The organism is Mycobacterium sp. NGS40 (assembly GCF_059812735.1).
This window is the reverse complement of record NZ_JCALDG010000018.1, coordinates 1-23,624: the sequence shown is the minus strand read 5'-3', so window position 1 is coordinate 23,624 and position 23,624 is coordinate 1. Positions and strand designations below refer to the sequence as shown.

The 23,624-nt window shown below is 67.7% G+C and carries 23 protein-coding genes; 11 read left to right on the top strand and 12 right to left on the bottom strand.

Annotated elements, in window-relative coordinates:
• Position 1: 1 nt before the first annotated feature.
• Together AC5Y5O_RS23755 and AC5Y5O_RS23750 are read right to left on the bottom strand one after the other, a co-directional pair.
• Entirely contained in the window at positions 2-1,204 is a 1,203-nt protein-coding gene (locus tag AC5Y5O_RS23755; RefSeq protein ID WP_096286568.1) for a PE-PPE domain-containing protein, read from the bottom strand.
• Between the two features lie 15 nt (positions 1,205-1,219).
• On the bottom strand, positions 1,220-2,296 hold the full coding sequence (locus tag AC5Y5O_RS23750) for a PPE family protein (protein ID WP_500027710.1): 1,077 nt from the start codon (positions 2,294-2,296) through the stop codon (positions 1,220-1,222).
• 211 nt (positions 2,297-2,507) lie between these two features.
• On the opposite strand from AC5Y5O_RS23750, the gene pdxS reads away from it, so the two are divergent.
• The 3 genes from pdxS to pdxT are packed head-to-tail and all read left to right on the top strand — an operon-like array spanning position 2,508 to position 4,882.
• The gene (pdxS, locus tag AC5Y5O_RS23745; protein ID WP_165796349.1) at positions 2,508-3,443 is read left to right on the top strand and encodes a pyridoxal 5'-phosphate synthase lyase subunit PdxS; all 936 of its coding nucleotides are present in this window, start codon (positions 2,508-2,510) and stop codon (positions 3,441-3,443) included.
• A gap of 9 nt (positions 3,444-3,452) precedes the next feature.
• Complete coding sequence (tesB, locus tag AC5Y5O_RS23740; RefSeq protein ID WP_096286574.1) at positions 3,453-4,289, top strand: acyl-CoA thioesterase II; 837 nt, start codon at positions 3,453-3,455, stop codon at positions 4,287-4,289.
• The gene (gene pdxT / locus AC5Y5O_RS23735; RefSeq protein ID WP_096286576.1) at positions 4,286-4,882 is read left to right on the top strand and encodes a pyridoxal 5'-phosphate synthase glutaminase subunit PdxT; all 597 of its coding nucleotides are present in this window, start codon (positions 4,286-4,288) and stop codon (positions 4,880-4,882) included. Before tesB ends, pdxT begins: the two co-directional genes overlap by 4 nt.
• Here the strand turns inward: pdxT and AC5Y5O_RS23730 are convergent.
• Positions 4,879-5,028 carry a hypothetical protein gene (locus AC5Y5O_RS23730; RefSeq protein ID WP_165796350.1) on the bottom strand — a complete coding sequence of 50 codons (150 nt, stop codon included), beginning with the start codon at positions 5,026-5,028 and terminating at the stop codon, positions 4,879-4,881. The genes pdxT and AC5Y5O_RS23730 overlap by 4 nt on opposite strands.
• A 192-nt stretch (positions 5,029-5,220) precedes the next feature.
• Here AC5Y5O_RS23730 and AC5Y5O_RS23725 point away from each other — a divergent pair, with 192 nt between their 5' ends.
• Complete coding sequence (locus AC5Y5O_RS23725; protein ID WP_500027707.1) at positions 5,221-5,976, top strand: YebC/PmpR family DNA-binding transcriptional regulator; 756 nt, start codon at positions 5,221-5,223, stop codon at positions 5,974-5,976.
• On the opposite strand, the gene AC5Y5O_RS23720 is transcribed toward AC5Y5O_RS23725, so the two are convergent.
• From AC5Y5O_RS23720 to AC5Y5O_RS23700, 5 genes are read right to left on the bottom strand one after another with little or no spacing between them, the layout of a single operon-like run.
• Positions 5,977-7,578, bottom strand: a complete 1,602-nt coding sequence (locus AC5Y5O_RS23720) for a polyamine aminopropyltransferase (protein WP_096286580.1) — start codon at positions 7,576-7,578, stop codon at positions 5,977-5,979.
• The gene (locus AC5Y5O_RS23715; protein ID WP_096286582.1) at positions 7,575-8,030 is read right to left on the bottom strand and encodes a DUF350 domain-containing protein; all 456 of its coding nucleotides are present in this window, start codon (positions 8,028-8,030) and stop codon (positions 7,575-7,577) included. The genes AC5Y5O_RS23720 and AC5Y5O_RS23715 overlap by 4 nt, the downstream gene beginning before the upstream one ends.
• A gap of 14 nt (positions 8,031-8,044) precedes the next feature.
• The gene (locus AC5Y5O_RS23710; RefSeq protein ID WP_500027704.1) at positions 8,045-8,476 is read right to left on the bottom strand and encodes a DUF4247 domain-containing protein; all 432 of its coding nucleotides are present in this window, start codon (positions 8,474-8,476) and stop codon (positions 8,045-8,047) included.
• Complete coding sequence (locus AC5Y5O_RS23705) at positions 8,473-8,985, bottom strand: DUF2617 family protein (RefSeq protein WP_500027702.1); 513 nt, start codon at positions 8,983-8,985, stop codon at positions 8,473-8,475. Before AC5Y5O_RS23705 ends, AC5Y5O_RS23710 begins: the two co-directional genes overlap by 4 nt.
• Before the next feature lie 9 nt (positions 8,986-8,994).
• Complete coding sequence (locus tag AC5Y5O_RS23700) at positions 8,995-9,606, bottom strand: DUF4178 domain-containing protein (protein WP_096286588.1); 612 nt, start codon at positions 9,604-9,606, stop codon at positions 8,995-8,997.
• A gap of 149 nt (positions 9,607-9,755) precedes the next feature.
• On the opposite strand from AC5Y5O_RS23700, the gene ruvC reads away from it, so the two are divergent.
• From ruvC to AC5Y5O_RS23675, 5 genes are all read left to right on the top strand, one after another.
• The gene (ruvC, locus tag AC5Y5O_RS23695; protein ID WP_096286590.1) at positions 9,756-10,337 is read left to right on the top strand and encodes a crossover junction endodeoxyribonuclease RuvC; all 582 of its coding nucleotides are present in this window, start codon (positions 9,756-9,758) and stop codon (positions 10,335-10,337) included.
• On the top strand, positions 10,334-10,948 hold the full coding sequence (ruvA, locus tag AC5Y5O_RS23690) for a Holliday junction branch migration protein RuvA (RefSeq protein ID WP_500027700.1): 615 nt from the start codon (positions 10,334-10,336) through the stop codon (positions 10,946-10,948). Before ruvC ends, ruvA begins: the two co-directional genes overlap by 4 nt.
• On the top strand, positions 10,945-11,994 hold the full coding sequence (ruvB, locus tag AC5Y5O_RS23685; RefSeq protein WP_096286593.1) for a Holliday junction branch migration DNA helicase RuvB: 1,050 nt from the start codon (positions 10,945-10,947) through the stop codon (positions 11,992-11,994). The genes ruvA and ruvB overlap by 4 nt, the downstream gene beginning before the upstream one ends.
• Before the next feature lie 55 nt (positions 11,995-12,049).
• Entirely contained in the window at positions 12,050-12,436 is a 387-nt protein-coding gene (locus AC5Y5O_RS23680; protein ID WP_096286595.1) for a DUF1304 domain-containing protein, read from the top strand.
• A 115-nt stretch (positions 12,437-12,551) separates the two neighbouring features.
• Positions 12,552-13,250, top strand: coding sequence for a hypothetical protein (locus AC5Y5O_RS23675; RefSeq protein WP_096286597.1), 699 nt, complete (start codon positions 12,552-12,554; stop codon positions 13,248-13,250).
• A gap of 56 nt (positions 13,251-13,306) precedes the next feature.
• Here AC5Y5O_RS23675 and car read toward each other — a convergent pair whose 3' ends face one another.
• On the bottom strand, positions 13,307-16,798 hold the full coding sequence (car, locus tag AC5Y5O_RS23670) for a carboxylic acid reductase (RefSeq protein WP_500027698.1): 3,492 nt from the start codon (positions 16,796-16,798) through the stop codon (positions 13,307-13,309).
• A gap of 230 nt (positions 16,799-17,028) precedes the next feature.
• Between car and AC5Y5O_RS23665 the strand changes: the two genes are divergently transcribed.
• Both AC5Y5O_RS23665 and AC5Y5O_RS23660 read left to right on the top strand, forming a co-directional pair.
• Entirely contained in the window at positions 17,029-17,847 is an 819-nt protein-coding gene (locus AC5Y5O_RS23665; protein WP_500027696.1) for an alpha/beta fold hydrolase, read from the top strand.
• Positions 17,835-18,908, top strand: a complete 1,074-nt coding sequence (locus AC5Y5O_RS23660; protein WP_096286603.1) for a glycosyltransferase family 4 protein — start codon at positions 17,835-17,837, stop codon at positions 18,906-18,908. The genes AC5Y5O_RS23665 and AC5Y5O_RS23660 overlap by 13 nt, the downstream gene beginning before the upstream one ends.
• Here the strand turns inward: AC5Y5O_RS23660 and AC5Y5O_RS23655 are convergent.
• From AC5Y5O_RS23655 to AC5Y5O_RS23645, 3 genes are all read right to left on the bottom strand, one after another.
• The gene (locus AC5Y5O_RS23655) at positions 18,889-20,061 is read right to left on the bottom strand and encodes a glycosyltransferase (RefSeq protein WP_207768501.1); all 1,173 of its coding nucleotides are present in this window, start codon (positions 20,059-20,061) and stop codon (positions 18,889-18,891) included. The genes AC5Y5O_RS23660 and AC5Y5O_RS23655 overlap by 20 nt on opposite strands.
• Before the next feature lie 29 nt (positions 20,062-20,090).
• A complete protein-coding gene (locus AC5Y5O_RS23650; protein ID WP_096286605.1) occupies positions 20,091-20,957 on the bottom strand; it encodes a DMT family protein in 867 nt (288 codons plus the stop codon).
• Between the two features lie 106 nt (positions 20,958-21,063).
• The coding region (locus AC5Y5O_RS23645) for an MMPL/RND family transporter (protein WP_500027694.1) at positions 21,064-23,624 on the bottom strand (2,561 nt) is incomplete at its 5' end.

Genomic DNA, 23,624 nt, shown 5'->3' with positions numbered 1-23,624 from the left:
GCTAGAACCCGCTCGCGACAGCGTTGGAGGCCAGTGGCGGCAAGGCGGAGATCAACGGGTTCGAGATGCCGGCCGTGGCGCCCTGGCTGACGTAGCCGGCGACACTGAGCGGGTTGAGCGCCGGGAGGAAGCCGGGCGCGTAGCCCAGGTCGACGATCGGCTTGAGGAACGGTTGGAGCAAGTCCGCCAACGGATTTCCGAGGATCGGAACGAACATCCGCAACGGGTCCAGCAGCGGCAACTGCGTGGTCGGCATGAAGTAGAAACTCAGGTTGCCGATCTGGCTTTGGATGGCGTTGGCGACCTGTGCCGCGGGCAGGTAGGGCACCGTGGCGTGCAGATTCAGGAAGCCGAACAGCGCGTTGATGTCCGACGGCAGCCACAACGGGTGCGCCGGGAAGTCGGCGACCGCGTCGTATTGCAGCGTGAAAATCGAAGTCGCGTAGGACGTCGTCAGCGGCGTGGGCCAGTTGAAGGTACCGAAGCCCGGAATCCAGTGCGTCAGAACGCCGCCCATCGGATTGTTCGGGTCGGCCAGCAACACGAAGTTCAGCAGGTTTGAGTCAGGGCGCAACGCGGTCGGAAGTGCCTGCAGATAGCGCATTTCCAGGCTGGCGATCGTGGCACTCTGCGAATAGCCAACGACGACAACCTGATTGCCCTGGGTGGTTTGCGCCAGGATCGCACTGTTGAGGGTCGCAAAACCGCTGTAGACGGACCTGCCGAAGGTGGTGTCACCGATGCCGGTCACCGGCCAGAACTGTTCCGGGGTTTGCAAACTCACCAGGGTGTACCCCGAGTAGTTCTGGGCCAGATACGTCTGCTCGATCGACGTCATGTAGTTCAGGTCCGGTGTCGGGTTCCCGGTGCCGCCCATGATCAGCGCGATTTTCTGTTGCGACGCCGGCTGCGTGGCGGCCGCGTTGGCCATCTCGGTTTCGGCGTAGGCGTTCTTCGCGGTGATCAAGGTCTGCACGAACTGGGTGTGGAACAGCTCCGCCTGCGCGCTGAGGGCCTGATACTGCGCGGCCTGCGCGTCCAGGAACGCGGCGGTGCGCACCGATACCGAATCCGTGCCCGGCGCAAGCACTCCCGTCGTCGGGACCGCTACGGAGGCGTTGGTCGCCTCCAGCTCCGCGCCGATTCCCTGCAGCGCGTCGGCCGCCGTCGCCATCGCGTCGGGGTCGGTGATCACGAAGGACATCGGGGGAGTCCCTGACTAGTCCAGCACCGGGCGGGGGGCTTTGCGGGCCGCGGCGACCGCTGGGGGGACGGCACTCATCAATCGCCCGGGCACGTTCATCGAGGGCAGCGACGGCGTGCTGCCCGCGCTCGGCGATATCGGGGTTACCGGGGCGCCGGCCATCCCGGCCGCCCCGGCCGCCGCGGGGATCTGCGGTGCCGCCGGCGCGGCATTGGCCCAGTTGGCCGGCACCGACAGCGGCCCGATCGTGGCGGCTCGGCCCGCGCTCGCGGAGACCATGCCGGTGAGCTGGGCCGCACCGGTTCCACCCACCGCTGGACTGGCCGCGGACGCCAGCACCGGATCGAGCGCGGGGACGCTGGCGGCCGCGCTCATCAGGGGATTGGCGCCGGACATCAGCTGACCCATGGCCATTTGCATGGGCTGCATCGCGAACTGGGCGGGCGTCGAGAGCATCTGCATCTGCGACATCGGGTTCATCAACTGCTGCGCCAGCGAATTGACCACCGAGTTGATCAGCTGCTCGGCGAATGAGGTGAAAGTCGGGGCGGGCAGGCTGGTCAGGGTCAACGGCGGGTCGGCGAAGGGTGTCCAGCCTGCCTCTGCGGCCGTGGTGCTGGCGTCGTAGCCGGTCATGGCCGCAACGTCCTGGGCCCAGAATTCGGTGTACTCGGCCTCGGTCGCGGCGATCGCCGCGGTGTTCTGACCCAGGATGTTGGTCGCGATCAGCGTCATCAGCAGGGCGCGGTTGGCCGCGACGACCTCGGGGGGCACGGTGGCGGTGAACGCCGTTTCGAAGGCGCCGGCCGACAGCCGGGCCTGGATGGCCAGCAACTCCGCCTTGGCCGACGTGCCAGTCAGCCACTGCACATACGGGGCTGCCGCGGTGGCCATCGTCATCGACGCCGGCCCCTGCCACGCCCCGCCGGTCAGCGTCGAGACGGTGGTCTGGAAGGAACTGGCCGCCGACGCCAGCTGAGCGGCCAACGCGTCCCAGGCCGCCGCCGCTGCCCAGATCGTCCCCGAGCGCGGTCCGGCATAGATGCGCGCGGAATTAATTTCCGGCGGCAACAGCACGAAATCCGGCAACATCCGGGACCTCTTCTCGGCCAACCGCGATGGCCGGTGTGACCAGGGGTCCAGCCCCGTTGATTCGCACCAGCTGTGACGGCCTGCGCAAATAGCTGTCGCAATATTTAGCACAATGTGACGGTCGCCGCACCCACCTGTTGGACATATGTCGAACCCGTGGCACAAACGGCGGGAAAACTCGGTTGTCACTCACCACTAGAGTGGAACCGCGATGGTTCGAGGAGAGAAGGGGCTAGTGGACAGCGGCGCACAGTCGAGCCAGGCCAACCAGACGGGAACGGCGCGCGTCAAGCGCGGCATGGCCGAGATGCTCAAGGGCGGCGTCATCATGGACGTCGTCACCCCGGAGCAGGCCCGAATCGCGGAAGGTGCCGGCGCCGTCGCGGTGATGGCGCTGGAGCGAGTGCCCGCCGACATCCGCGCGCAGGGCGGCGTCTCACGCATGAGCGACCCGGACATGATCGAGGGCATCATCTCCGCGGTCACAATCCCGGTGATGGCCAAGGCGCGCATCGGGCATTTCGTCGAGGCGCAGATTCTGCAGAGTCTCGGCGTGGACTACGTCGACGAATCCGAGGTGCTCACACCCGCCGACTACACCCACCACATCGACAAGTGGAAGTTCACCGTGCCCTTCGTGTGCGGGGCGACCAATCTGGGTGAGGCGCTGCGTCGGATCAGCGAGGGCGCGGCCATGATCCGGTCCAAGGGTGAGGCCGGCACCGGGGACGTGTCCAACGCGACCACCCACATGCGCGCCATCGGCGGCGAGATCCGCCGCCTGACGTCCCTGTCCGAGGACGAATTGTTCGTTGCCGCAAAGGAATTGCAAGCGCCCTACGATCTCGTCGTCGAGGTGGCGCGGGCCGGCAAGCTGCCGGTCACATTGTTCACCGCCGGCGGCATCGCGACTCCGGCCGACGCGGCGATGATGATGCAACTCGGCGCCGAGGGCGTGTTCGTCGGCTCGGGCATCTTCAAGTCCGGCGATCCGGCACAGCGCGCCGCCGCGATCGTCAAGGCCACCACGTTCTTCGACGATCCCGACGTGCTGGCCAAGGTTTCGCGCGGCCTGGGCGAGGCGATGGTGGGCATCAACGTCGAGCAGATCGCAGCGCCGCATCGCCTGGCCGAGCGCGGCTGGTAATAATCGGCTGTGGCGATCGAACAGATCCTCGATCTCGAGCAACTCGAGGTCAACATCTACCGCGGCAGCGTCTTCAGCCCGGAGTCCGGATTCCTGCAGCGCACCTTCGGCGGACACGTCGCCGGCCAGTCACTGGTTTCGGCGGTACGCACCGTCGAGCCGCGCTACCAGGTGCACTCCTTGCACGGCTACTTCCTGCGGCCCGGAGATGCGTTAGCGCCCACCGTTTTCATCGTCGAGCGCACCCGCGATGGCGGCTCGTTCGCCACCCGGCGGGTCAACGCGATCCAGCACGGGGAAATCATCTTCAGCATGGGGGCGTCCTTCCAGACCGATCAGGAAGGCATCCACCACCAGGACGCGATGCCGTTCGCGGCGCCGCCGGACGGGCTGCCCGGGCTGGACTCGATCAAGGTCTTCGACGATGCCGGATTCAAGCAGTTCGAGGAGTGGGACGTCTGCATCGTGCCGCGTGATCGCTTGGAGTTGTTGCCCGGCAAGGCATCTCAGCAGCAGGTGTGGTTTCGTCACCGTGATCCGCTGCCGGACGACCCGGTGCTGCACATCTGCGCGCTCGCCTACATGAGCGACCTCACGTTGCTGGGTTCGGCGCAGGTCACCCACCTCGACGTGCGCGAGCATCTGCAGGTGGCATCGCTGGACCACGCGATGTGGTTCATGCGGGCATTCCGGGCCGACGAGTGGCTGCTCTACGACCAGTCGTCGCCGTCGGCCAGCGGCGGTCGCTCGCTGTGCCAGGGCAAGATCTTCACCCAGTCCGGCGATATGGTCGCCGCGGTCATGCAGGAGGGGCTGACCCGCTTCAAGCGCGGACACCAGTCGTGAGCCGCCCGAAGATCGGCGTTTTGGCGCTGCAGGGCGACACTCGGGAACATCTGGCGGCGCTGCGCGATGCCGGGGCCGACTCACTTCCCGTGCGCCGGCGTGACGAGATCGAGTCGATCGACGGGCTGGTCATCCCGGGCGGTGAATCCACCACGATGAGTCACCTGCTGGCAGACCTCGACCTGCTCGAGCCGTTGCGGGCGCGGCTGGCCGATGGGCTTCCGGCCTACGGCGCGTGCGCCGGCATGATCATGCTCGCCAGTGAGATCCTCGATGCCGGTGTCAACGGGCGCCAGGCACTGCCGCTGCGCGCGATCGATATGACGGTGCGGCGCAACGCTTTCGGACGTCAGGTCGATTCGTTCGAAGGCGATGTCGAGTTCGCGGGTCTGGACGGCCCGGTGCGGGCGGTGTTCATCCGGGCGCCGTGGGTCGAACGAATCGGAGACGGCGTGCAGGTGCTGGCCAAGGCCGCCGGACACGTCGTCGCGGTCCGGCAGGGGCAGAAGCTGGCGACGGCGTTTCATCCGGAGATGACGGGGGACCGGCGCATCCACCAGCTGTTCGTCGATATCGTGCGCGGCGGCAGCTAGCGCGTGCTCTCGTCCGCAACGTTGCCGTCGGACTGCTGCAAACCCGGCGCGTCCGGGTCGTCGTGCTGATGCTCGAGTTGTTCCTGCTGCAGGCGCTGCTCTTCGGTGGGCTGTCTGGCGTCCTGCGGCTCTTTGGGCTGATTCACCCGGTTAGGTTCGCCCGAATCGCGCGCGCCGAAACAGGCATGTCCGCTCGAGTGTGCATCGAGGGCGCTCAGTGTGAATACAGGTCGGCGTCCGTTCACACTCAACCCCGGGGAGAGGCCGGGTAGTCCGTCCCGGCCGTCCACGTAGACTTGTCGGCGAACTTTACGTAACAGAAGAGGTAGAAGACACCGATGAGCGGCCATTCCAAGTGGGCCACCACCAAGCACCAGAAGGCCGTCAAAGACGCGCGCCGCGGCAAGGAGTTCGCCCGGCTGATCAAGAACATCGAGGTCGCCGCCCGCACCGGCGGCGGTGACCCGGCCGGCAACCCGACGCTCTACGACGCCATCCAGAAGGCGAAGAAGACCTCGGTGCCCAACGACAACATCGAGCGGGCGCGCAAGCGGGGCGCCGGCGAGGAAGCCGGCGGCGCCGATTACCAGACGATCATGTACGAGGGCTACGGGCCCAACGGCGTGGCCGTGCTGATCGAATGCCTCACCGACAACCGCAACCGCGCGGCGGGCGAGGTCCGGGTGGCGGTGACCCGCAACGGCGGCACCATGGCCGACCCGGGCTCGGTGTCGTACCTGTTCACCCGCAAGGGCGTCGTCACGCTGGAGAAGAACGGCCTGTCCGAGGACGATGTGCTCACGGCCGTGCTGGAGGCGGGCGCCGAGGACGTCAACGACCTGGGCGACAGCTTCGAGATCATCTCCGAGCCGACCGACCTGGTCGCGGTGCGCACCGCACTGCAGGACGCCGGCATCGACTACGACTCGGCCGAGGCCAGCTTCCAGCCCTCGGTGAGTGTGCCGGTCGACGTCGACGGGGCCCGCAAGGTGTTCAAGTTGGTCGACGCCCTGGAGGACAGCGACGACGTGCAGAACGTCTGGACCAACGTCGATCTGTCCGACGAGGTAATGGCCGCCCTCGACGAGGACTGATTAGTCGTATCCGTGCCGCATGTCTTCGACGATGCGCGGGTTGTCCAGCGTCGACGGTTCCAGCGGACGCGGCGCGATGTCGTCGGAGAATACCGTCGCGGCCTGCAGCACTTGCGGATTGAGGTAGCGCAGCGGCGGTGCGTCGGCGGGCATGGTGGGTACCGGTGCGGCCGCTCCGGCCTGCGCGGGGGCTGCCAACGCGAAGCCCCAGTCGCCGAACGTCGGCACATGCACGTGGTAGGGCGTGACGGCGTACCCCGCCGCACGCATCGTCGACACCGTGCGCCAGAACGCGGTCGGCGTGGAGAACGGGCTGCCCGCCTGGACCACAACGAGGCCATTCGGCGAAAGCGCATGCGCGACAAGGGCATAGAACTCACTCGAATAGAGCCGGCCCAGCACAGGGGTGTCCGGGTCGGGCAGGTCGACGATGACGGCGTCGAAACCGGCGGGCGGGCTCAGATCAGGATGGGGTGCCCGAAGCCAGCGCATCGCGTCGTCGATCACCACGGAAACTCGCGGGTTGTCCAGCGCGCCGGCATTGGCGTCGTGCAGGGTGGTGCGCGCGATCTGGATCACCGCGGGGTCGAGCTCTACCTGCACGATCTTGTCTATTCCGTTCTGGCGCAGTAGTTCTCGTGCTGCCAGGCCGTCGCCACCGCCCAGGACCAGCACCGAGCGGGCACCCTTGCCGAGTGCGGGATAGACGAGGCTTTCGGTGTACCGGTATTCGTCGCGGGTGGAGAACTGTAATCCACCGTCCAGATACAGCCGGGTGTCGTTGTCGCGACGGGTGACCACGATCTCCTGGTAGGCGGTGTGCCGGTAGGCGATAATCGGGTCGGCGTAAAGCCTTTGGCGGCTGGTCGTTTCGATGTCGTGCGCGTGCACCAGCAGTACGACCAGCAGCCCGAGGGCCGCGGCGAGGGAACACAGTGCCGTCACCAACTGCGCGGTGGAGATCACCCGGCGCAGCAGGAACATCGCCACGATGGCCGCCGCGACCAGGTTGATCACGCCGGTGGCCGCGGCGCCGCGGATCATTCCGAGATGCGGCAGCAAGGCAAACGGCCAGACCAATCCGCCGACCAAAGCTCCCAGGTAGTCGGCCGCGTTGAGGTTGGCCAGCGTGCGGCCGGTATCCGTCGCTGTGTTCCTGGCGGGGCCACCGCGGCCCTGCTGCAGTAGCGTCATCAGCAACGGCACCTCGGCGCCGACCAACCCGCCGATCAGCGCGGTGCCCAGCGCCAGCACCCACGTCGATCCGATTGTGCCGTCCAGGAACGCGAACACCGCATACAGCGCCGCGGCGGACAGGCCGCCGATGATGCCCAGGGCCGCCTCGACGGCGACGAAGACGATGCCCGCGTGCCTCAGCAGCGGCTTGATGGTCAGCGCGCCCACGCCGAGGGCGGCGATGTAGCCCGCGACGATCAACGAGGTGGCCACGATGCCGCCGCCGTTGAGGCTGGCCGACAGCGTCAGCAGCGCCAGTTCGTAGATGATGCCACAGGCCGCGCAGGCCGCGACGGCGGCGAGCAGCAGGGCCCGCCAGCGTATCGACGGCTGGGCGGAGCGTGCGGCTTCCTGCGTGACGGTCATGACACCGCGGCGGCCGTCACTGCCCCGACGGCCAACAGCATCAGCGCCACCGCGAACGACCCGGGATGCAGCTCGGGCTCGTCGATGTGTTCGTGGAAACTGCCCGGGATCACCAAATGCAGGGTCAGCAGCGCGATTCCCAACAGGATCACACCCATGAGGCCGTACACCGCCACACCGACCAGTCCCTGACCCAACTGGCTGTAGCTGTTGACGATGGAGCTGACGATCACCGTGGTGAGGGAGACATACATCGCGCAAGCGACCACGACGGCGTTGGGGCGGCGATCGACGAACACCATCTGGCGCAGCTTGCCCGGGGTCAGCGCGTCGACCATGTAAAAGCCGACGATCAGGACGGCCATGCCGACGACGAAGTACAACAGCGTCGCGACGACGCCTTTGAGGACGGGGTCGAGATCCACGTTCCCGATATCGAAGGCGAGGTACACGGTTGTCTCCTTTGCTATTTGGTTCCACCCGGTCCGCCGGGGCTACCGCCGGAACCGCTCGACGGGGACCCGGGACTGAACCCGGGGCCGAGGAAGACGTAGGAGCCGTGGCTGTAGCCGGCGCCGAGGCTTTCGACGCGAATGCTGCACGGGTGGTTACCATCTGGGCCGACGGTCACGATGTGGTCGCTATAGCGCAGGTACTCGTTGTTGTCGTTGTCCGCGCGCGCCGCGGGTTCCTGATAGTCGGCGAGCGCGTCGGCGACCTGATCGGGCGATCCGCTGCACAGGTACCGCGTTGCGTTGGCGTCGCGCGAGTACTCGCGGTAGTTGCTCGCGATATAACCGGTAATGTCCTTCTGCAGCAGGATGATTCCGATCACCAACGACACCACCGACGCCGCGGCCAGCCCGCCGGCAAGCCAGAACAGTTGTTTGCGGCTCACGGATGCCACCGGCTGGCCGTGCGGACCACCACGCCGCCGGACCCGAGGGGTCGCTGCGGGTACAGATGCCACGTCTGCCAGCGCCAGCCGATGCCGTCGGGTTCGGCGGACAACACGGTCAGTGCGGCGTCATCGCCGGGGAAAGTGCCACCGAGCCAAGCGGTTTCGATTCGGCATCGGTCGCGAAGCTGGTGGGCCAATCTGCGAAACATGGCTTCGTCGAGCACGTTGGTGCGTGATTCCAGCGCATAGCCCGAGGCTTCGGCGCGCTCGGGCAGCGAGGAGGTGTCGCTCTCGGCGGTGCAGGACACCTGCTCGGAGAAGGTGGTCGCGGCGTGCTCGATCGTGACCAGATGTGAGGCGCCGAGCACCGCGAGCCGCAGCGCGCCGCCGTCGGGATGCCGCAGCGAATGGCTGGCCAGCAGCGGGGGTTCGGGCGCGTTGAGGGCAAGGCGCAACCTGCTCCCGGACACGTCGGCCGGAGCTACGGCGAGCTGATAGAGCGGCACCGCGCGGTCCTACGGGGAACCCGGCGTGGGCGCCGGGTAGACGGTGAGCTCGCCCGGCGACACCGGCTTGCCCGTCGAGACCTCCCAGGGCGTACCGGGTGCCCAGCGCTCGAAGGACAGCAGCGCGGTCTCGTCGGCGTTGACGCAGTCGACGAACTCCATCTCGCCACCGGCGGGCAGGCCGGTCGTGCCCTCGGTCGTATACGAGGCGCGACCGCGTTCCGTCTCGTGAAATGCGATCCCGTCGACCAGGTACTGATCGCCGGGCTGCAGGGTGACGTCCTTGCGGGTGACCCACATGACGAGCTCGAGGCGTCCGTCGTCTTCCTCGACGGCGAACCAGGTCGGCAGGTCGCCGCCTTCCAGCAAGTGCTCCCACCACACGAACGGTCCCTCGCGGAAGGTCACCGAACCGCGGACCACGTAGTCGACACCGCCGTAGCTGACGATGGCGCCGGGACCCAGTTGCCGGGGACCGAACTGTGGCATCGCGTCGAAGGAGAGCGGATCGCGTCGCCCGCGCGGCTGCGCCGCTGCCCGGGGACGTTTCGCAGCGACGACGAGTACGACGATGGACGCGATGAACAGCACCGCGGCCAGCACCACCAGCACTGTTCCCACGCAAACCCTCCCGTCGGGAGCGAACGTTGGCTTAAGTTAACAGCTTTTGGCGGGTCCTGAGGCGTGTCCTGCTCGGCGCCGTCGGACTCGACCGCTAGGCTATCGAACAGCTGTTCGGGCCACCGTTTTGCAGGAAGTGGAGTTGGAGCATGCGGGTGATGGGCGTCGACCCCGGACTGACCCGGTGCGGGCTGTCCGTGGTGGAAAGCGGGCGCGGCCGACATGTCGTCGCGCTGGACGTCGACGTGGTCCGTACCCCGTCGGATGCCGCGCTGCCCCAACGACTGCTGGCCATCAGCGACGCCGTCGAGTACTGGCTGGACACTCACCGTCCCGACGTGATCGCGATCGAGCGGGTGTTCGCTCAGCACAACGTGTCGACCGTGATGGGCACCGCGCAGGCCGGCGGCGTGATCGCGCTGGCGGCCGCCAGACGCGATATCGGCGTGCACTTCCACACGCCCAGCGAGGTGAAGGCCGCGGTCACCGGCAACGGCACCGCCGACAAAGCTCAGGTCACCGCGATGGTCACCAGAATCCTTGAGCTGCAAGCCAAACCGACGCCGGCCGACGCGGCCGACGCGCTGGCGCTGGCCATCTGCCATTGCTGGCGGGCGCCGATGCTGGCCCGGATGGCGGCGGCCGAGGCGATGGCCGCCGAGGCGCGCCAGGCCTACCGCGCCAAGTTGGCCGCCAAGGCCAAAGCTGCCAGGGCGGGGGCGGGTCGATGATCGCCTCGGTGCGCGGTGAGGTGCTCGAGGTGGCACTCGATCATGTGGTGATCGAAGCCGCCGGTGTCGGGTATCGGGTGAACGCGACGCCGTCGACGCTGGCCACGCTGCGGCAGGGCAGCGAAGCCCGCCTGATCACCGCGATGATCGTTCGCGAGGATTCGCAGACGCTGTACGGGTTCGTCGACAACGAGACCCGCGACCTGTTCCTGACGCTGCTGTCGGTGTCCGGCGTCGGGCCGCGCCTGGCGATGGCGACGCTGGCCGTGCACGACGCCGCGGCGCTGCGCCAGGCACTTTCCGACGGTGACGTCACCGCGCTGACCCGGGTGCCCGGCATCGGCAAGCGCGGCGCCGAGCGCATGGTGCTGGAGTTGCGCGACAAGATCCATGCCGGCGGTACGCCCACGGCGGCACCGGCCGGCGGCGGTGTCAATGGCCACGCCGTGCGGGGTGCGGTGGTCGAGGCGCTGACCGGGTTGGGCTTCGCGGTCAAGCAGGCCGAGGATGCCACCGACAGCGTGCTGGCGGCCAGTCGCGAAAAAGGCGAGCAGGCAACGACTTCCGACGTGTTGCGGGCCGCGCTGTCGTTGCTGGGTAAGACCAAATGAGCGACGAGGACTCCGAGGACTACGCGGATCGCGACCTGTCCCCGGCGCTGACCGTCGGCGAGGGCGACATCGACGTCAGCCTGCGGCCCCGCTCGCTGCGCGAGTTCATCGGCCAGTCGCGGGTCCGCGAACAGCTGCAGCTGGTCCTCGAGGGGGCCAAAAACCGGGGCGGCACACCGGATCACATCCTGCTGTCCGGCCCGCCGGGGTTGGGCAAGACGTCGCTGGCGATGATCATCGCCGCCGAGCTCGGGTCCACGCTGCGGGTGACGTCGGGACCGGCCCTGGAGCGCGCCGGCGACCTGGCCGCGATGCTGTCGAATCTGGTCGAGCACGACGTGTTGTTCATCGACGAGATCCACCGCATCGCGCGGCCGGCCGAGGAGATGCTCTACCTCGCGATGGAGGACTTCCGGGTCGACGTCGTGGTGGGCAAAGGCCCTGGGGCAACCTCGATTCCGCTGGAGGTGGCACCGTTCACGCTGGTCGGCGCGACGACCCGGTCCGGCGCGCTGACCGGTCCGCTGCGGGACCGCTTCGGTTTCACCGCGCACATGGATTTCTACGAGCCGGCCGATCTGGAGCGGGTGCTGGCCCGATCGGCCGGGATCCTCGGCATCGAGCTGGGCGCCGAAGCGGGTGCGGAGATCGCCCGGCGTTCGCGCGGCACGCCACGGATCGCCAACCGACTGCTGCGCCGGGTCCGGGACTTCGCCGAGGTGCGCGCCGACGGAGTGATCACTCGCGACGTCGCCAAGTCCGCGCTGGAGGTCTACGACGTCGACGAGCTCGGGCTCGACCGGCTGGACCGGGCGGTGCTGTCGGCGCTGACCCGCAGTTTCGGCGGCGGCCCGGTCGGGGTTTCGACGCTCGCGGTGGCGGTCGGGGAGGAGGCGACCACCGTCGAGGAGGTGTGCGAGCCGTTTCTGGTGCGCGCCGGGATGATCGCGCGGACGCCCCGCGGCCGGGTTGCCACTGCGCAGGCCTGGACCCATCTGGGTATGAGACCGCCGGCCGGGGTCTTGCAACCGGGGCTATTCGAGTAGGAGCGATCGCGAGCGCGGGGGGAAGCAGGTCGCGACCATCAACACAGGAGGCGCCATGATCACCGCCGGACTGGCGTTCGCCGCACTCGCCGCGTTGTTGCACGTCTACATCTTCACGATGGAGTCGTTGACCTGGACCTCGCCCCGTACCCGCGCGACCTTCGGTACGACGCCCGAGGAGGCCGAGACGACCAAGCTGCTGGCCTTCAACCAGGGCTTTTACAACCTGTTTCTGGCCATTGTCGCCGGTATCGGGATCGCCGAGATCGCGATCGGGCACCGGACCGCCGGTGCCGCGCTGGTTTTTGCCGGGATCGGATCCATGGCCGCGGCCGCGGTCGTCCTGGTGGTGTCGGCGCCCGACAAGGCCAGGGCCGCCGTGACGCAGGGCATATTCCCGGTGATCGCGATTGTGCTGCTGATACTCGGCCTGGCTTCGTAACACACGAAACACCGGCCACACGGGTCACGGCAGCGGGGCCGACCAGAGGTTATAACCGGGAACCGCAGGGTATCCACGCGGTGCTGAAGTAGTCCGGCGTCAATAGGGGGATGTAATGAACTACGCACAAGACGGCCATCCGGGCAGGTTGTGGATGCCACGCTCCCGCGGTGCGATTTGCGGGTTGATTTTGATCGTTCTGGGTGCTTGGGGTGCGTTGATACCGTTCGTCGGTCCGCACTTCAATTTCGCCTACACACCCAATCAAGAGTGGGCGTGGACCACGGCCCGCGGCTGGCTGGAAGTGCTGCCCGGCGCCGTCACCGCGCTCGGCGGCTTGCTGCTCGTATTTTCCGGGAACCGGGTCACCGCGATCGTCGGCGGCTGGCTGGCCGTGCTGGCCGGCGTGTGGTTCGTGATCGGTGGCGAGCTCGCTCCGATGCTCGGAATCGGATCCGCCGGAGATCCGATCGCCGCGACTGACCGCAAGCGCGCCGCGCTGGAGATTTCGTATTTCTCCGGTCTGGGTGCCTTGATCGTCTTCGTGGGCGGCATCGCGCTGGCGCGCCTGGCGGTGCGACTGGCCAGTGACATCGAAGCCCTGGCCCGGGTGCGCTCGGCGGCGCCGGCGGCCGGCGAACCCGTCTACATGTCGGGCCTGGAAGAGCCGCACCGTGAGGTGGAACCGGACGCCCTGACCACTCCGCGGGTGGAGGCGTCCGACGCGAAGGCCGGCGGATGGCGCAAACAGCGCGCCGGCGCCGCGCCCGCAGCGAGCGCGAATTACCTGCGCTGGCCGCATCCTCAGAGCTAATAAACCAACAAAAAAGTTCGCCGGCCCGTCCATCGGGCCGGCGAACTTTTTTGAACTCAGAGCAGGCCGATGAGCCGCAGGTCGCTGACGTACTTGGCGATGATCGGCGCGCCGATGTGCGGAATGTCTTTGTCCGGGCCGACTTTCGCGTCCTGGACCGCCGCACGGAAGCGATCGGTCGGTGCCATCGACCCGCGGATCGGGTGCTCGGGCTTCTGGTAGTTGTGCAGCAGCGGCAACAGCGACGCGTTGCGCTGCTTTTCGGGCAGGCCGCGCAGCGCTGTCTCGAACCGCGGCAGCCAGTCGCCGTAGTCGTCGATCCGCTGGATCGCGTTGCCGTCGGCGATCAGCCAGTCGACGAACGAGTCCATCGAGATGCCGTCGTCGTAGGGATTCATCACGTGGTAGGTCTGGAAGCTCTCCACATTCTGCGCACCGAGCGTCGAGATGGCTTCGGCGATGAACTCCACGGGCAGGCCGTCGTAGTGGGCCCGCTGCCGGCCGCCGTCCGCGTCGCGCTCGTAGAACGAGCCGGGCGCGATACCGGTGGCGACCAGGCTCAACATCATCCGGGTGAACATGTCCGGCACGTTGAGCTGACCGGCGTAAGTGGTGTCGGCCAGGATCATGTCGCAACGGAACACCGCTACCGGCAGGCCACACAGGTCGTTGGCCTCGCGCAGCAACACCTCGCCGGCCCATTTGCTGTTGCCGTAGCCGTTGGCGTAGCTGTCGTTGATCTGCCGGGTGGCGCTGATCTGGCGGATGTCGGCGTCCTCGGTGAACTGCCCGGGCTTGATCTGGTCGCCCACCCCGATCGTGGACACGTAGGTGTACGGCTTTTGCTTGGCCGTCAACGCGATTCGGATCAGCTCGGCGGTGCCCAGCGCGTTGGGGCCGAACAGCTCGCTGTACGGCAGCACGTGGTTGACCAGCGCAGCCGGGTCGACGATCAGGTCGACGGTGTCGGCCAGCCGCTGCCAGGTCTGCTGATCCAGGCCGAGGTTGGGCTCGCCCTTGTCTCCGGCGATCACCTCGAGGTGGTCGGCGGCCAGCTTCTGGTAGTGCGCCAGCAGTTCGGGGTCACCGCTCTCGAACGTCTTGTCCAGCCGGGCCCGTGCGGCGTTGTCGTCCTTGGCCCGCACCAGGGCGATCACCTTGCCGTCGACCAGGTCCATGCGCTCCAGCCAGTCCAGCGCCAGGTAGCGGCCCAGGAAGCCGGTCGCCCCGGTCAGCAGGACCGTGCGGACCTCGGTTGCCGGTGCCGACAGGTCCGGTGCGGCAGCCAGCGTCGCCGCGTCGATGAACTTGTCCAGCGTGAGATCACTGGCGTGTACCTCGCCCGTGCGGTCCTTGCTGGAAAGACCGTGCACCGCCGCGAACGTGGGTCGCTTGGTGCCCTCGCGCTCGGTTTCGATGTAGGCCGCGATCGAGGCCAGGTCGCTGGCCGGGCTGACGATCACGCCCACCGGCACGTCGATGTCGAAGATCTCGTGCAGCAGGTTGCCGAACGTCAACGCCGACAACGAGTCTCCACCCAGATCGGCGAAGTGAGCATCCGGGGTCAGCTCGGTGGTCGCGGCTCCCAGCAGCGCGGCCGCGGCCCGGGTCACCGTCTGCAGCACCGGGCCGGTGGCGCCGCTGCGGCGCAACTCGCCCAACTCGTTGGCCTGACCTTCGGCCAGCTCGGCGTAGCGTTGCTCGAGCCGTTCTCCGTACTGCTGCTTGAGCTTTGGCCACGCCAGCTTGCGGATACCGGTGAGCAGACCGTTCTCCAGCGTGAAAGGCGTTGTCTCGATCAGGAAGTCGCGCGGAACCTCGTAGGACTGCAGACCGGCCTCCTTGGCGACGGCCTGCAACGAATCGGCGATCGGCGCCTTGACCTCGTCGACGCCGTAGTGCGACAGCGCTTCCTGGGTGGGCACGACGACCGCCAGCAGGTAGGGGTGAGCGCTGTTGCCGTAGACGTAGATCTGCCGGATCAGCGGGCTGTTGCCGAACACCGCCTCCAGCTTGGCCACGGTGACGAACTCGCCCTGTGCGAGCTTGAGCACGTTGTTGCGGCGGTCGACGTAGACGACCTTGTTAGGCGCGATCTCGGCGACGACGTCGCCGGTCCGGTAGTAACCCTCGGCGTCGAACACGTCCGCGGTGATCTCCGGGCGCTTGTAGTAACCGGGAAACATGTTCTCGGTCTTGAGTAGCAATTCGCCGCGCGGATAGGGCCGGTCGGTGGCGAAGTAGCCCAGATCGGGGACGTCGGCCAGCTTGTAGTCGATGACCGGCGGACGCTGCACCTCGCCGTCGAACAGCACCATGCCCGCCTCGGTGGAGCCGTAGCCGTCGAGCAGGTGCATGTCGAGCAGGTTCTCCACCCAGGTCTTCAGCTCGGGAGAGGTGGGCGCCGAGCCCGTCATCGCGAAGATGAATCGCCCGCCCAGCAGGCCCTGTGCCAGCTCGTTCATCACGTCGGCTTCGTCGTCGCCGCGGGCCACCTTGCGCAGGTATTCGGCGTAGATGGTCTCCCAGATGCGCGGCACGAAGTTCATCTCGGTGGGCCGGACCAACTCGAGGTCCTCCAGCAGCGTGGAGAGGTCGCTGCGGGCGGCGAAGTACGCGGTGCCGCCGTTGCCCAGCGTGCCGTAGAGCACGCCGCGTCCCATGACGTGGCTCATCGGCATGAAGTTCAGGGTGATCGAGGCGGCCGTCTCACCGAACCAGTTACGGCTCGACCGTCGCCACATCTTGCCGACATTGCCCCGCGGATACATCGCGCCCTTGGGCGCGCCCGTGCTGCCGGAGGTGTAGATCAGCAATGCCAGTGCGTCGTCCTCGACGTCGGCGGCGGGGGTGGCAGGCAATGCCGTGCCGCGCTCCAGCAACTCGCCCAGCGATTCGACGGTCACCGCGGCCTCGGCCAGCCGGGTGGCCGCGCTCTGAACGGACTCGCGCTGGTCGTCGACTTCGGGGTGGTAGTCGAAGACCACCAGCTTGGCGGGACGGTGGTCGCCGCTCAGGATCAGCTCGACGGCATCGGAGAGCTGGTCGACGCTCGCGGCGAGCACAGCCGGCTCGGTCTCGGTCACGATCGGCTTGAGCTGCGCAATCGCGGCGCTGGTCTGCAGGGGAACCGATACCGCGCCGATCTGGGCCAGGGCGACGTCGATGGTAGTGAAGTCGACGCTGTTGAAGCCCAGCACGGCGACGCGGTCGCCGACGTGCACCGAGTCGGCGCTCAGCGCACGGCCCAGCGCGGCGGCGCGATCGCTCAGCTGACGGTAGGTGATGGTCTCGAAGCGGGGGAGCAGCTCGGCTGAGGTGCGCCCGGTCTTCGGGTCCTTGACGAACTCCACCACGCGCTGACCAAGGGCCGGGCGGTCGGCGTAACCATCGAGAACGGTCTGGATGACCTGCGGGAGGCGCAGTTCGGACTTCTCGAGGGCCTCGGCGACGGCCGGGTCGGGCTTGGCGGCGGCGAACTGTGGGTCGTTAGCGGTCAGGGCTTCGATGCGGCGTTCCAGCCGCTCTTCACGCGTAGTCGTCGACATAACAGTCCTCGCATCACTGAGAATTGGGATCCTTGGGGCGCCACACTGCGCCGACCTAAAGAACGTTAGCGAAGCTAAAGGTATTCCACAATGCTCCCGACTGCGGTCGCGAGTGTGAGATCGCCCACCTCGAGTTGCGGATCCCGCCGACTTCTGGCGTACCTGGTGGCCGGAGGTCGGTAGTTTCGCGCGTGCGCGCCGTTGCGCACTTCCCTGTAGAACGAGGATTGATGGCAGACCGTTCCGCCCGTGCGTGCTGGACTTACGGCGCCGCCGATGCCGCGCGCACGGTCGTGTTCGTGCACGGGTTGCGCGGCGACCACCACGGGATGGAGCCGATCGTCACTCACCTGCCCGGATTGCGGTCGGTGGTGCCGGACCTGCCCGGCTTCGGCGTTGCGGGGCCGCTGCAAGACGGCCGGCACGATGTCGAGGGTTACGCGCGCTGGGTGGCCGACCTGCTGGCGCAGCTCGGTGGCCGGCCGGTGCTCGCGGGCCACTCGTTCGGGTCCATCGTCGCGGCGGCCGCCGCCCGGACCGCGGACATCGCCGGGCTGGTGCTGGTCAATCCGATCGCCGGCTCGGCGCTGGCCGGTCCCCGCCGCGGCCTGACCGGGCTGACCGTCGGGTACCACCGGCTCGCCGCGGCGCTGCCGGAGCCGGCGGGCACGGCACTGCTGCGGCACCCGCTGCTCACGCGTATCGCGAGCTCGGCCATGACCACCACGCGGGACCCGGCTCTGCGGCGCTGGATTCACGCCGAGCACCGGCGCTACTTCTCGGGGTTCGCCAACCGCCGGGTGCTGCTGGAAGCCTTTTACGCGTCGATCGGGCACGATGTCGCGCAGTTTGCGCCCGAGATCGCCGTCCCGACGCTGCTGGTGGCGGCCGAACACGACGACATCGCGCCGCTGCCCGCGCAGCGAGAACTCGCCGGGCGGTTCCGTGACGCGCGCCTGGTCGAGGTGCCCGGCGTCGGGCACCTGGCCCATTACGAAGCACCGGCCGCCGTGGCCGACGCGATCTCGGAGTTCGTGTGCGCGTTGTAGTCGACTGCCGCTACGTCACGCCCGGGCTGCACAACGGCATCAGCCGCTACACCACCGGACTCGTGCACGCGCTGGCCGGGATGCATCCGCTGACGATGCTGATCAGCGACGAGCGGCAACTCGCGCAACTGCCGAACATGCCCTGGGCACGCATCAGCGCGCCGACGAGCATTCGGGAGCCGCTGGTGGCCAGGCAAGTCAACCGGCTGGAACCGGACGTCGTGTTCTCCCCGATGCAGACCATGGGCACCTGGGGACGCCGCTACGCGCTGCTGCTCACGCTGCACGACCTGATCTACTACCGCCACCGCACACCGCCGCCGGAGTTCGCCGCCCCGATCCGGCTGTTGTGGCGGCTCTACCACCTGGCTTGGTGGCCGCAGCGCCTACTGCTCGACCGGGCCGACGCCGTCGTCACCGTCTCCGACACCTCGGCGGCGCTGATCGCGGCCCACCGGCTGACCCGGCGGCCCGTCACCGTGGTGTCCAACGCGGCCGATCCGGTGCCCGATCCCACCCGGCTGCCGCGCACCCGCTCGCTGGTCTACATGGGTTCGTTCATGCCCTACAAGAACGTCGAAACCTTGGTGCGGGCTGCCGCGCGGCTGCCGGGTTATCAGCTGCACCTGATGAGCAAGGTCACCGTGGCCGAGCGCGACCGGCTCACCGCCTTCGGCGCCGGAGCCGATTTGGTGTTTCACGACGGCGCCGACGACGCCACCTACCGCGAGGTCCTGCGCGCGGCGACCGCGCTGGTGACAGCCTCGCGTGAGGAGGGCTTCGGCTTGCCGTTGGTCGAGGCGATGGCGGTGGGGACCCCGCTCGTGGTCAGCGACATTCCCGTGTTCCGTGAGGTCGGGGCGGATGCCGCCGGCTACGTCGAGCCGGACGACGTCGAGGGTTTCGTCCGCGCGGTCCGCGCGCTCGACGACGACGCCACGTTCGCCGCGGCGTCCGCGCGGGCTCGCGCGCGCGCCGAACACTACTCCTGGGAGCGCTCGGCGCGGGTGCTGCTGGAGGTGCTGCAGCGGGCCGTCGAGATCAGGCGGCAGCGCGGGTGACCAGGTCGCGGTAGATCCCCTCGAAGCGATCGAGGGTCGCCTCGATGTCGTGTTCGCCCACCAACTCTCGGCTCGCCGCGCCCATCCGCGTGCGCAACGCGGGGTCCGCGAGCAGCGTGGCGAGGTGGCAGGTGAGTTCGCCGATATCACCCGGCTGGTAGAGCCAGCCGTTTCGCCCGGGATGCACCAGATGCGGCAGCGCCATCGCGTCGGCCGCGACGACGGGCTTGCCGGACGCCATGGCTTCCAGGGTGACCAGGCTCTGTAACTCGGCGATGCCGGGCATGCAGAACACCGAGGCCCGGGCGTAGGCGCTGACCAGTTCGTCCTCGGGCACAAAGCCGTGGAAGCGGACGCGGTCGGCCACGCCGAGCTGGTCGGCCAGCGCAGTCCAGGCGGCCCGCTCGGGACCATCTCCGATCAGGTCGACTGTGGCGGGAAGGTGCTCAGGTAACGCGGCGAACGCCCGGATCAGCTCGTCGACCCGCTTTTCCTGGTCCAGTCGCCCGACGTACAGGATGCTGGGCACGCAGCCCGGCTCGGGGTCGCGTTGGTAGTGCTCGATGTCGACGCCGTTGGAGATCGGCAGCGCGTCGGTCAGCCCGGACGACCCGATCAGCAACTCCACCGCCCGCGGTGTCGGCGCGGTGACCACATCGGCCCGACTCAGGGTGCGGGCCAAGTCCTTCCACAGCAGGCGATAGAAAAACGGCCGCAACGCTTGCGGCATCGGCACGTGCGCGGTGATGTTCTCCGGTACGACGTGATGGGTGGCCACCAGCGGAATGTCGCTCCGCACGGCGGCGCGCACGATGAACCGGCCGACCATCCAGGCGGTCTGGGTGTGCACCACGTCGGGGGAAACCGCGGCCGTCACGGCCGCCGCGGCCCGGCCCGCATCCCAGGGCGTGCACATCCGGAACTCGGGTCGCGCGGGGTAGGGCAGCGAGCGCACATGATGCACGGTGACCTTGCCGCCGTCGGTGTCCTGGACCGTCGTGGCGGGCGCCCCGTTCGGCGACGGGGCGACGACATGGATGTCGTGCCCGCGACGCGCGAGGCCACCGGCCAGTCGTTCGGCGAACCGGGCGGCGCCGTTGACGTCGGGCGGATAGGTCTCGGCGGCGATGAGCACACGCAGCGCGGAGGGCACGAAATCGGATCCTCTCGGAGGTGGGGGACCTAGACGGCGAGCTGGCGGGTGATGGCCTCGGGATGGTGACGGGCGAGCACCGCGATGCCGGCGACGGCGCCGATGGCGGCGATGCTGAGCACGGCCCACTGGGCGGGGGAGATCGCGGAGCCCTCGCCGAGCAGGATCACGCCGAAGAGCACCGCGACGACGGGGTCGACCACGGTCAGGCAGGAGACGACGACCTCGGGCGGCCCGGAGGCGAAGGCTTGCTGAACCAGCCAGCCGCCGGTCAGGACCGCGGCGACGACGGCCGCAACCCCGGCGATCACAGTCGGGTCCGCGATGCCGACCCGCCCGGATGTCACGGTCTGCGACACGGCCCGCACCAGCGCCGAGACCAATCCGAAGGCGCTCGCGCCGGCCATCGCCAACGCCACGCAGCGCGCCCAGCCGGTGCAGGCCAACCCGATTCCCGTGAGCGTCAGCAAGACCAGTCCGACGACGAAACCGGCCAGCGCGGTGTCGCCGCCGGACGCCGGCGTGCCGGCCGCCGAGCGAGCGGCCGTCGTGACGAAGGCGACGACGCAGGTGCTCGACAGCAGGATGCCGGCCAGCATCCCGGCGGTGGGCCGGCGGCGGGTATGCGCCGCGGCAAGGACGACGGCGATGGGCACCGCGAGCACCCCGATCGGCTGGATCACCGACAGCGGCGCGAACACCAGCGCAATGGCGTGCAGCGCCGAGCCGCTCGCGGCGAGCAGCAGCCCCAGCCGCCACAGCGGACTGCGGGTGACGTCGCGCAGGCCGCGCAGCGCCAGCGATCCCGGGCGCGGCCCGGCCGCCACCGCACGGTGTTGCAGCACTGCCGCGCACGCAAAGCAGAACGCCGCGATCACCACCAATACGAACGGCAACGGGCTAATCCTGTATCGCGACGGTATTTGACATCTTCGTCAAAATCTTGAACCGTACCCCAACTTTTCGCCACCGGTACGGATAAATACCGGGCAAAGTCATGGGTTACTCGCTGTGCATCAGGCAACGAACGGACGAACGGGTGCCGAACGGTCGAAGCAGCGCACTGGCGGGCCGGGGGCGCACCGTCATCGGCCACCAGAACCACCGCCCCAGCAGGGCCGCGATCGACGGCGTCATCAACGCGCGAACCAATAGCGTGTCGAAGAGCAGACCGACCCCGATGGTGGTCCCGATCTGGCCGATGGCGCGCAGATCGCTGACGACCATGGACGCCATGGTGAAGGCGAACACCAGCCCGGCATTCGTCACGACCTTTCCGGTGCCGCCCATCGCCCGGATGATGCCGGTCTTCAGCCCGGCATGGATCTCTTCTCTGAACCGCGAGACCAGCAGCAGGTTGTAGTCGGATCCCACGGCCAGCAGCACGATCACCGACATCACGAGCACCAGCCAATACAGCGGGAAGCCCATCAGGTATTGCCAGAACAGCACGGACAGCCCGAACGATGCGCCCAGCGAAAGCGCGACCGTACCCACGATGACCGCCGCCGCGACAAAGGCCCGGGTGAGAACCAACATGATGACGAAAATGAGACACAGTGACGAGGTACCGGCGATCAGCAGATCCCATTTGGCGCCCTCCGATGTGTCTTTCAGAATGGCGGCGGTCCCCGCCAGGAAAATCCCGGCATTCGCATTGGGAGTCGTCTTCAGCGCTTCCTCGGCCGCAATCCGAATCGGCTCGATACTCGCGATTCCCGCGGCCGTCGACGGATCTTGTCGGTGCTCGATGATGAAACGAGCCGCGTGTCCGTCCGGCGACAGGAAGCCCTTCATCGCCCGCCGAAAGTCGGTGTTGTCGAACACCGCGGGCGGCAGGTAGAAAGTGTCGTCGTTGCGGGCGGCGTCGAAAGCTTGTCCCATGGCCGCCGGGTTCTCACCCAGCTGGTCGATCTGTCCGATGATGCCCGTCATGGTGCTGTGCATGGTCAGCATCATGGTCCGCAGCGACTGCATGGTCGAGATCATCACCGGCAGTTCAGCATTCAGCCGCGGCATCAGTTCATCGACGCGGTCGAGATCGGTCGCCAGTTCGGCCAGTTTGTCACTGATCTGGTTTACGCCGTCGAATGAGTCGAACAGCGATCTGATCGCCCAGCAGATCGGAATGTCGAAACAGTGCTTCTCCCAGTAGAAGTAACTGCGGATAGGCCGGAAGAAGTCTTCGAAATCCGAAATATCGTCTCGAAGATCATGCGTGATCGCGACGGTGTCATGGGTATTCAGCGCGAGGTCATGGGTCGTGCTCGAGAGCTGTTGCATCAGGTCATACAGACGCTGCGTGATGGCGATCGTCTTCGTGATCTCGTCGGCCTGTCTGAGCAGATCTTTCGCGCGCTCCTGCTGAAACTTCATATTCTGCAACTGCGCGGAATTGCGCAGACTCATCTGGAACGGCACGGTGGTGTGTTCCAAGGGCAGTCCGGTGGGCCGGGTGATCGCTTTGACCCGCCAAATTCCGGGGACGGCGAGCACGGCCTTCGCCAGCTGATTCAAGACCAGAAAATCCGACGGATTACGCAGATCATGATCCGTCTCGATCATCAAGATCTCGGGTTTCATCTGCGCCTGGGAGAAATGGCGTGCGACGGCCAGGAATCCCTTGTTGGCCGGGATGGCCGCGGGCAGATACGCGCGGTCGTCGTAGCTGGCCCGATATCCGGGCAGCGCGAGCAGCCCGACCAGCGCCACCGCCAGCGTCGCGGCCAGAATTGGCGCGGGCCAGCGAACGGTCGACGTGCCGATGCGCCGCCAACGACCAACCTGGACAAGCCTTTTCGGCTCGAACAGACCGAGACGGCTGCCGACGGCCAGCACCGCGGGCCCCAGCGTGAGCGCTACCGCCGTGGTGACCACGATCCCGACCGCGCAGGGCACGCCGACGGTTTGGAACGACGGCATCCGGGCGAAGCTGAGGCAGAAGATCGCGCCGGCGATCGTCAACCCGGAACCGGTGATGACGTGCGCGGTGCCGCGGTACATCGTGTAGAACGCGCGGTCGCGGTCCGCGCCGGCCTGCCGGGCCTCCTGGTAGCGGCCGATGATGAAGATGCCGTAGTCGGTTCCCGCGGCGATGGCCAGTGAGGTCAGCAGGCTGACCGCGAACGGAGTCAGTCCCATGGTGCTGTTGTCCACCATCAGCGCGACGGCTCCACGCGCGGCGCCCAATTCGATTCCGACCGTGACGAGCAGCACGAGCACGGTGACGACCGAGCGGTAGACCAGCAGCAGAATGAGAAAGACCACGGCAACCGTGGTCAGTGTCAGCTTGAGCGCCGACGCGCCGCTGCTGTGCCGCAGATCCGCGGCGAAGGCCGCGCCGCCGGTGATCCCGACCGTGATGCCCGGTGGTCTGGGCAACCGGCCGACGGTATCGCGGACCGCCTCGATGGATTCGGTCGCCAGCGCCTCGCCTTGGTTACCGGCGAGGTTCACCTGAACCAGCGCGGCTTTGCCGTCATTGCTTTGCGCGCCCGCGGCGGTCAGCGGATCGCCCCAGAAGTCCTGGATGCTCTGTACGTGCTTCGGGTCGGCACGCAAGG